Annotated in this window: 9 protein-coding genes; 8 read left to right on the top strand and 1 reads right to left on the bottom strand. The window is 52.0% G+C overall.

The annotated features are described in order from the left end of the window. Positions 1-304: 304 nt before the first annotated feature. Positions 305-895, bottom strand: coding sequence for a TetR/AcrR family transcriptional regulator (locus ETC05_RS12230; RefSeq protein ID WP_171661106.1), 591 nt, complete (start codon positions 893-895; stop codon positions 305-307). An 85-nt stretch (positions 896-980) separates the two neighbouring features. On the opposite strand from ETC05_RS12230, the gene ETC05_RS12225 reads away from it, so the two are divergent. The 8 genes from ETC05_RS12225 to ETC05_RS12190 all read left to right on the top strand — a co-directional run bounded on the left by ETC05_RS12225 (position 981) and on the right by ETC05_RS12190 (position 7,368). Beyond that, on the top strand, positions 981-1,544 hold the full coding sequence (locus tag ETC05_RS12225) for a hypothetical protein (protein ID WP_031409639.1): 564 nt from the start codon (positions 981-983) through the stop codon (positions 1,542-1,544). A 19-nt stretch (positions 1,545-1,563) separates the two neighbouring features. Continuing rightward, on the top strand, positions 1,564-2,307 hold the full coding sequence (locus ETC05_RS12220; RefSeq protein ID WP_031409637.1) for an NAD-dependent protein deacylase: 744 nt from the start codon (positions 1,564-1,566) through the stop codon (positions 2,305-2,307). A 339-nt stretch (positions 2,308-2,646) separates the two neighbouring features. Continuing rightward, complete coding sequence (locus ETC05_RS12215) at positions 2,647-3,825, top strand: acyl-CoA dehydrogenase family protein (RefSeq protein WP_031409635.1); 1,179 nt, start codon at positions 2,647-2,649, stop codon at positions 3,823-3,825. Between the two features lie 36 nt (positions 3,826-3,861). After that, positions 3,862-4,626 carry a beta-ketoacyl-ACP reductase gene (locus ETC05_RS12210; protein WP_031409632.1) on the top strand — a complete coding sequence of 255 codons (765 nt, stop codon included), beginning with the start codon at positions 3,862-3,864 and terminating at the stop codon, positions 4,624-4,626. Between the two features lie 18 nt (positions 4,627-4,644). Then, positions 4,645-5,094 carry a MaoC family dehydratase N-terminal domain-containing protein gene (locus tag ETC05_RS12205; protein WP_031409630.1) on the top strand — a complete coding sequence of 150 codons (450 nt, stop codon included), beginning with the start codon at positions 4,645-4,647 and terminating at the stop codon, positions 5,092-5,094. Next, positions 5,091-5,495: a MaoC family dehydratase gene (locus ETC05_RS12200; protein ID WP_031409628.1), complete on the top strand. Its 405-nt coding sequence runs from the start codon at positions 5,091-5,093 to the stop codon at positions 5,493-5,495. The genes ETC05_RS12205 and ETC05_RS12200 overlap by 4 nt, the downstream gene beginning before the upstream one ends. A gap of 71 nt (positions 5,496-5,566) precedes the next feature. After that, positions 5,567-6,736, top strand: a complete 1,170-nt coding sequence (locus ETC05_RS12195) for a thiolase family protein (RefSeq protein WP_171661103.1) — start codon at positions 5,567-5,569, stop codon at positions 6,734-6,736. Between the two features lie 20 nt (positions 6,737-6,756). Next, positions 6,757-7,368, top strand: a complete 612-nt coding sequence (locus tag ETC05_RS12190; protein WP_171661102.1) for a TetR/AcrR family transcriptional regulator — start codon at positions 6,757-6,759, stop codon at positions 7,366-7,368. The last annotated feature ends 35 nt before the right edge of the window (positions 7,369-7,403 follow it).

Here is a 7,403-nt window from a genome sequence, read left to right as displayed (position 1 = left end):
CAATGGCGCATTAAACATCTTAAAGAAAAGTAAAGCTGTAGACCTGAGTGTCTTATGCTCTAGCGGCGAAGTGGACACGCCTCAAAGAATAAGGATTGCTTGAAGCAGTCAAACTTCTTTGGAAGCCCCCACTTCAAATTTTCGCTAGAAAATTAAGTGGGGGTAGTTCACGGATGTTTTGGCAAGAGTAAACTTAGTTGGCGCTCCATCGAAGAGAAAGCGGCAAGATCACCTGTCTTTTGTTTGTCGCCGTTTGACGGTTGCCGTTTTGTTAAGCACCAAAATAAGCTACGCTCCATTTGTCTTAACGGCAAATGGAGCGTAAGTGATATTCGATAATTTCTTCGATTTGTGAAGGAGATAGCTTGCCAGGTTGCATGATGCCGTGCATCGCTAAGCCGTCAACCAATGCGTATAGGCGCTCTGTTTCCAACTCAATCGACACATCAGACCTTAACAGCCCGAGATCGCGCAACAGTTCAAGCAGCCTTTTCATGGCCGTTTGCAACTGATGGTATATTTGTTCGCTCAGTGGTTGGAGTGCGGGATCCCAAAGTGCCCTTTGTGTAAAAACAAGCCACACCTCCATTTCTTTTTTGGTTTCATCGGTTAACGGCAGAAGTTCAAGGAGACAACGCTTGACTCCTTCAAGGGGCGGGATGGAGGGAGGGATGGCCTCAACCCGCTCCCGCACCCGTTCAGAGACAAGCTTCATCGAAAAGGCTAACAACTCCGATTGGGAAGTAAAATAATAGCGCAGCGCCCCGGCGGACATTCCTGCCTCTTTAGCGATATTTCGCACGGTTGCTTTTTCGATGCCGTCCCGCATGATCACGGTCCATGTCGCTTCTGCAATTCGTTTCCTCTGCTTTTCGTGATCTACTATTTTGGGCATATATCTAGTGTAACACAGTTGTTTTTTTAATACAATTGTGTTACTATTTTTTTGACACAAATGTATTAAAAAGGAGGCGGTCCATATCATTGGTTGGCTGATTATCGCATGTGAAGTGCTGTTTTGGGTGTTCGTCATATCCGGATTGTTCACGCGTTATATGTTAAAATGGAAAATGACCAGTGTATGCCTTTTTTTATGCACCATTTTGGCAGATCTTATTTTACTAGTTGTGTCGGTTGTAGACTTAGCGCACGGGCAGACAGCGAAGTTATCCCATTCATTGGCAGCTGTTTATATCGCTGTGTCCGTTGTGTATGGACGTCGCATGATCCAATGGGCAGATAATCAGTTTGTTCACCTTTTTTTGAAAATGCCTAAGCCGAAAAAATCTCTTCTCTTCGGGAAGGAGCATGCAAAGCACGAACGCCTAGGGTGGTATCGTCACCTGGGGGCTTGGGCGATCGGTCAAGCGATTTTGTTGGCCATGGTTTGGTTCGTAGGCGATATGTCGAAAGCGAAAGAACTGTTGGTGATGGCAGGCCGTTGGACGTTGGTTTTGGTGGTTGATTTTGTCTGGAGTTTCAGCTATACAGTATGGCCGCGAAAAGAACCGAAGGAGACACTGGCAAAACCAAGAAGTTGGTAGAGGAAGGGAGAGAAATGGCGTGAGTTCCATCGAGCGGTTGGCGCAATGGATTCGCGAGGCTGACACGATTGCTGTCCTGACCGGGGCCGGGATGAGCACGGAGTCCGGCATCCCTGATTTTCGCAGCGAAAACGGCCTTTACGCCCAAGAAGACCATGTTGAATATTATTTATCAGAGCATTATTACAAAAAAGATCCGGTTGATTTTTGGCGTCGATTCAAGCGGATGTTTTCATTAAAAATGATGGGAGGCTTTGCGCCGAATGAGGGGCATCGGTTTCTCCGTTGGCTTGAGGAGATGGGCAAGACGGTGACGATTTTGACGCAAAATATTGACGGGCTGCATACGAAAGCGGGGAGCACAAATGTCATTGAGCTGCACGGCACGTTGCAGACGGCGACATGCCAGTCGTGCGGCGAGATCTATGATTTAGCATTCATCAATCGCAGTGACGTTCCGCGCTGCGGCAAGTGCGAGACGATTTTGAAGCCGGATGTCGTCTTGTTTGGCGGACTCGTGCCGCGCATGGAAGAAGCGTTTGCCGCGGCGGCTGCCAGCGACTTGTTGCTGGCGATGGGAACAAGTCTGGAAGTGGCTCCCGCCAACCAAATTCCGTTCTACGTCGCCGCTGAGTCGCCGGCGACAAAGAAAGTATTGATCAACAAAACAGTGACAAGAATGGACGGGATGTTTGATCTTGTCATTTATGGCGGGATTGGGGAAACGGTTCAACATGTACGTCGGTATATGCAGGTTGAATAATAGGACTTTATGGCCGCATCGGTTGCAATATATTATTTTTGAAGCTTTCCCATTTGCAGCTTTTACCAAGGATTGGATCGACTGTCGGGCGACCGAACAATGCCGCTTCCAGGCCTATAGATGGGTCTTTGAAGCAGGCGGTTGTTCGATCTTCCGTCACGCCTTGGCGCGACGGAGGCAAGCGGTTGCATCTCTTTGAAAAAAACAACTTCTTGGACAAAAAAACGTAAAAACAGCATTGTACTTTTCAGAACATTCCGATATAATAAAGATGACATACCAACCGGTTGGTATTTAGAGATAGGGGTTCAGGCGCAACGAAAAACGGAGGGGACAATCATGCATTTGCGATTAACGGATGAACAACGTATGGTGCAAAAAGCGATCCGCAAGTTTGTCGAAAAAGAATTGATGCCGCTCGAAAATGAAGTATTGCGCAACGAACGGGAAGGGAAGCCTGGGCTTCCGCCCGAAAAATTAAAAGAGCTGCAGCTCAAAGCGAAAGAATCGGGTTTTTGGGGGATCAACACGCCGGAAGAATACGGCGGCGCAAATTTGGGCCACGTCATGCAGGCCATCGTGCTCATGGAAGTATCGAAAACGTTCGTTCCGTTCCAGTTTGGCGGATCGGCGGACAATATTTTATATTACGCCAACGAGGAGCAAAAGAAAAAATATTTGATTCCAACGATCAACGGCGAGAAAAAATCGTGCTTTGCCATGACCGAGCCGGGAGCGGGGTCCGATACGCGCAACATTCAAATGACAGCGATCAAAGATGGGAACGAATGGGTGTTAAACGGGGAGAAGACATTCATTACCGGCGGCAATGACGCTGATTTTGTCATGGTCATCGCCATTACGGACAAAGAGCGGCACCAGGCTTCCAAAGGCCGCGAAGGGGTGACGTGCTTCATCGTCGACCGCGAGATGGGCTGGCGTTCGGAACCGATACATACGATGGGGCCAGCGACACCGGCCAGTCTCATTTTCGAAAATGTGCGCGTGCCCGAGGAAAACATTTTAGGCGAACTGCATCATGGCTATCAACTGGGGCTTGAGTGGATCGGCTACGCCCGCTGGGTCGTCGGCGCCCGTGCAGTCGGAGCGGCGGAGCGGCTGCTGCAAATGGCCATCGACTATGCGAAAGAGCGTGTCACATTCGGCAAACCGATCGCCGAACGACAAGCGATTCAATGGATGATCGCCGATTCGGCGGTGGAAATCGAGGCGGCGAAATGGCTCGTGTTGAACGCGGCGTTTACGCTTGATCAAGGGGAAGACAATCGCCATTTAGCATCAATGGCGAAACTGTTTGGCGCCAACATGGGCAACCGCGTTGTCGACCGGGTGTTGCAAATCCACGGTGGGATGGGCTATACGAAAGAAATGCCGATCGAGCGCTGGTACCGTGAAGCGAGATTGTGGCGCATTTACGACGGCACGGATGAAATTCAGCGCCTCATTATTGCCCGCAATTTGATCAAAGGGCACGTTAAGCTTGGGCAGTTCATCTAAAAAAATGAAAGCGTTGTCGAAAGGGAGGAGAAAGCGATGATTCAACGATTTGCTGGAAGAGTGGCGTTTGTGACCGGAGGGAGCCGCGGCATTGGCAAGGCGATTGTCACCCGTTTTGCCGAAGAAGGAGCGAAAGTGGCGTTCATTGATTTAAATGCAGAAGCCCTTGAAGCGACGGCTGCAGAGCTGCGGGAGAAAGGGTATGACGTTTACGCCAAGGTGGCGAGCGTCACCGACCGTGAACAAGTAGAAGCGACGATGCAAGAGGTCGTCGATCAGTTCGGTTCGCTCGATATTCTTGTCAATAACGCCGGGGTCATTCGCGACAACTTGCTGTTTAAAATGACCGATGACGATTGGCAAACCGTCATGGACGTCCATTTGAAAGGGGCGTTTTACTGCGCCCGCGCCGCACAAAAATATATGGTCGAAAAAGGGTACGGGCGCATCATCAACATTTCGTCGACGTCAGCGCTCGGCAACCGCGGCCAGGCGAACTATTCGGCGGCGAAAGCCGGCATCCAAGGATTTACGAAAACGCTGGCGATCGAGCTTGGCAAATTCGGCATCACGACGAACGCCGTCGCTCCCGGGTTTATTGAAACCGATATGACGAAAGCAACGGCTGAGCGGCTTGGCATTTCGTTTGAGCAACTCATCCAAGCGAGCGTCGCCACCATCCCGGTCGGACGCAGCGGGCGTCCGGAAGACATCGCCCATGCCGTCGCCTTTTTCGCCGATGAGCGATCGTCGTTTGTCAACGGCCAAGTGCTGTATGTCGCCGGCGGTCCGAAATGTTGAACACAAGGGGGGGCGAACATGTATCAGCATGACATCGGAAGACGGTCGACGAAAGTAAAAAACGTCGTTGAGCGCGGGGCGGTGAAAAAGTTTGCCGAAGCGATCGGCGACCCGAATCCTATTTATTGGGATGAAGAAACAGGGAAGCGGTCGCGCTACGGGCGCAATATCGCCCCGCCGACGTTTCCGCGCGTGTTTGACTACGGCGTCATTGAAGGATTGAAGCTGCCGGCAAAAGGGCTCATCCACGGCGAGCAGCGTTTCCATTACGAGCGCCCGCTGTTTGTCGGCGAAGAGCTGTATTGCTATGCGGAAGTGAAAGATTACTATGAAAAGCAAAGCAGCATGGGCCTGCTCGGCTTTTTGGTCATCGCCAACAACGGCGAAGACCCTGATGGGAATCTCGTTTTTACTTCGACCTCGACGATCATTATGAACGAGGCGGTTAGAAAGGCGATGAGCGTATGACGACGATCCGTGATTGGCAAGTGGGGCAATCGCTTCCCGAAGTGACGCTTCCGCCGGTATCTCGGCTTGACTTAATCAAATATGCCGGCGCATCCGGCGATTACAATCCGATCCATACGATTGATGAAGAGGCGAAAAAAGCGGGACTGCCAGGCATTATCGCCCACGGCATGTGGACGATGGGGAATCTGGCTAAGCTGTTCACCCCTTATTACGAAGAAGGGTTTGTTCAAGACTATTTCGTCCGCTTCCAGTCGATGGTGTTTTTAAACGACGTCATCACCTTAAAAGCAACGGTGAAGGAAAAAGGAGACAAGACGATTCGTTTTGACGTTGCTGCTGTCAACCAACATGGCAAAGACGTCGTCAAAGGCGAAGTTCTATTCTCGCTATATGAGTAAAGCGGCTCCGGCGGCAGCCGCCATGCGCGGTTGCCGGAGTCCATAGACAAAGGGGATGAGGAGGGGGCAGAGTGAAACGGGATGCTGTCATTGTGTCGGCCGTACGAACGGCCATCGCTCGCCAAGGAGGGGCTTTGGCGACGCTGCCGGCGCATATTTACGGGGCGGAAGTGATCAAGGAAGCGATGCGGCGGGCCAACATCGGACCGGAGCTTGTCGATGATGTCATTATGGGCAATGTTTTAAGCGGGGGCGGCAATATCGCCCGGCTGACGGCGTTGCAAACCGGCCTGTCGCTCGAGCTGACGGGGCTGACGGTCGATCGCCAGTGCGGATCAGGCATTAACGCCGTCAATTTAGCGGCGCAAGCCATTTGGGCCGGCGATGGAGATGTGTATATCGCTGGTGGGGTGGAAAGCATGAGCCGCGCGCCGTATTTGATGGATCGGCCGGAAAAGCCGTACAGCTCGACGCCGCCCAGTTTCCGCAAATCGCAGCTGTCGCCGAAAGAAATCGGCGACCCGCCGATGGGCATCACGGCGGAAAACTTGGCCAAAAAGTACGGCATCAGCCGCGAAGAACAGGACGCGTTCGCTTTGCGCAGCCAGCAGCGCATGGCGCGCGCCATGCAGGAAGGGCGGTTTGACGAGCAAATCGTGCCGATTGCCGTTCCAGTGAAAAAAGGTGAACCGTTCGTCTTCGATACGGACGAACATCCGCGCCCGAACACGACAATGGAAGCGTTATCGAAGTTGCCGCCGGCGTTTTTGGAAGGCGGAACGGTGACGGCCGGGAACAGTTCTGGATTGAACGATGGAGCGTCGGCGCTCGTCATCATGTCGCGGGAAAAAGCAGAGGAGCTTGGCTTAAAGCCGCTTGCCGTCATCCGCGCCTATGCGGTTGCCGGAGTGGATCCGAACATCATGGGCATCGGCCCGGTGCCGGCGACAAGAAAAGTGCTCGCCAAAGCCGGACTGACACTTGATGAGATGGACATAATTGAAATCAATGAAGCGTTCGCCGCGCAAGTGATCGCCTGCGACCGCGAGCTTGAGATGGATCCGGAAAAAGTGAATGTCAACGGCGGCGCCATCGCCCACGGCCATCCGCTCGGCGCGACGGGGGCGATTTTGATCACCAAAGCGGTGTATGAACTGAGGCGCCGCGGCGGAAAATACGCGCTTGTTACCGCGTGCATCGGCGGCGGCCAAGGCATCGCAACGATTATTGAGAGAGAATGACGCATTGGAGACTGTGGAGGATGAAAGAAAGATTAAGGGAAGTCGCCATTGAGTTGTTTGAACGCAAAGGATTCAAAGAAACGTCGGTGCAGGAAATCGTCGAAACAGTCGGGGCAACGAAAGGAGCCTTTTATTACTATTACAAAAGCAAAGAAGAGCTGCTCTGCGATATTTGTATTTCTTATTTGGATGATTTGTTGCTGCAGCAGGAGCACATCCTCGAAAACGCAGAGGCAAGCTGCACGGAGAAACTGCGGGAGATCGTCTATATGGTCATCCGCAACATTCGCACGCGGAAGAAAAGCGCCCGCATTTTCTTCCGCGAAATGCGGCATTTGGCTGATGACCATTTGGCGGAAATCCGCGCCAAGCGGCGGGAGTTCCGCAAACGGTATGAACAGCTCATTCAGGACGGGATTGCTCACGGCGAGTTTAAGCCATCCCTCAACGCGGAAATGATCACCTTCGGCCTGCTTGGGATCACGAACTGGAGCTATTACTGGTTTCAACCGGATGGGAGCGTTTCGGAAGAAGAGCTGACCGATATTTACGTTGATTTTATTTTAAACGGCATTCGGACGTCCAATGGGAACGTGGAGATGGACAAAGGAGCAGAGGGGCCGCTGAACTGATGGATTGGTTGTTTCGCTGATTAGGTTGAGCGGCA

Origin of the sequence: Geobacillus sp. BMUD (genome assembly GCF_013096845.1) — a bacterium.
GTDB lineage: Bacteria > Bacillota > Bacilli > Bacillales > Anoxybacillaceae > Geobacillus > Geobacillus vulcani.
This window is presented reverse-complemented; position numbering and strand designations above follow the sequence as displayed.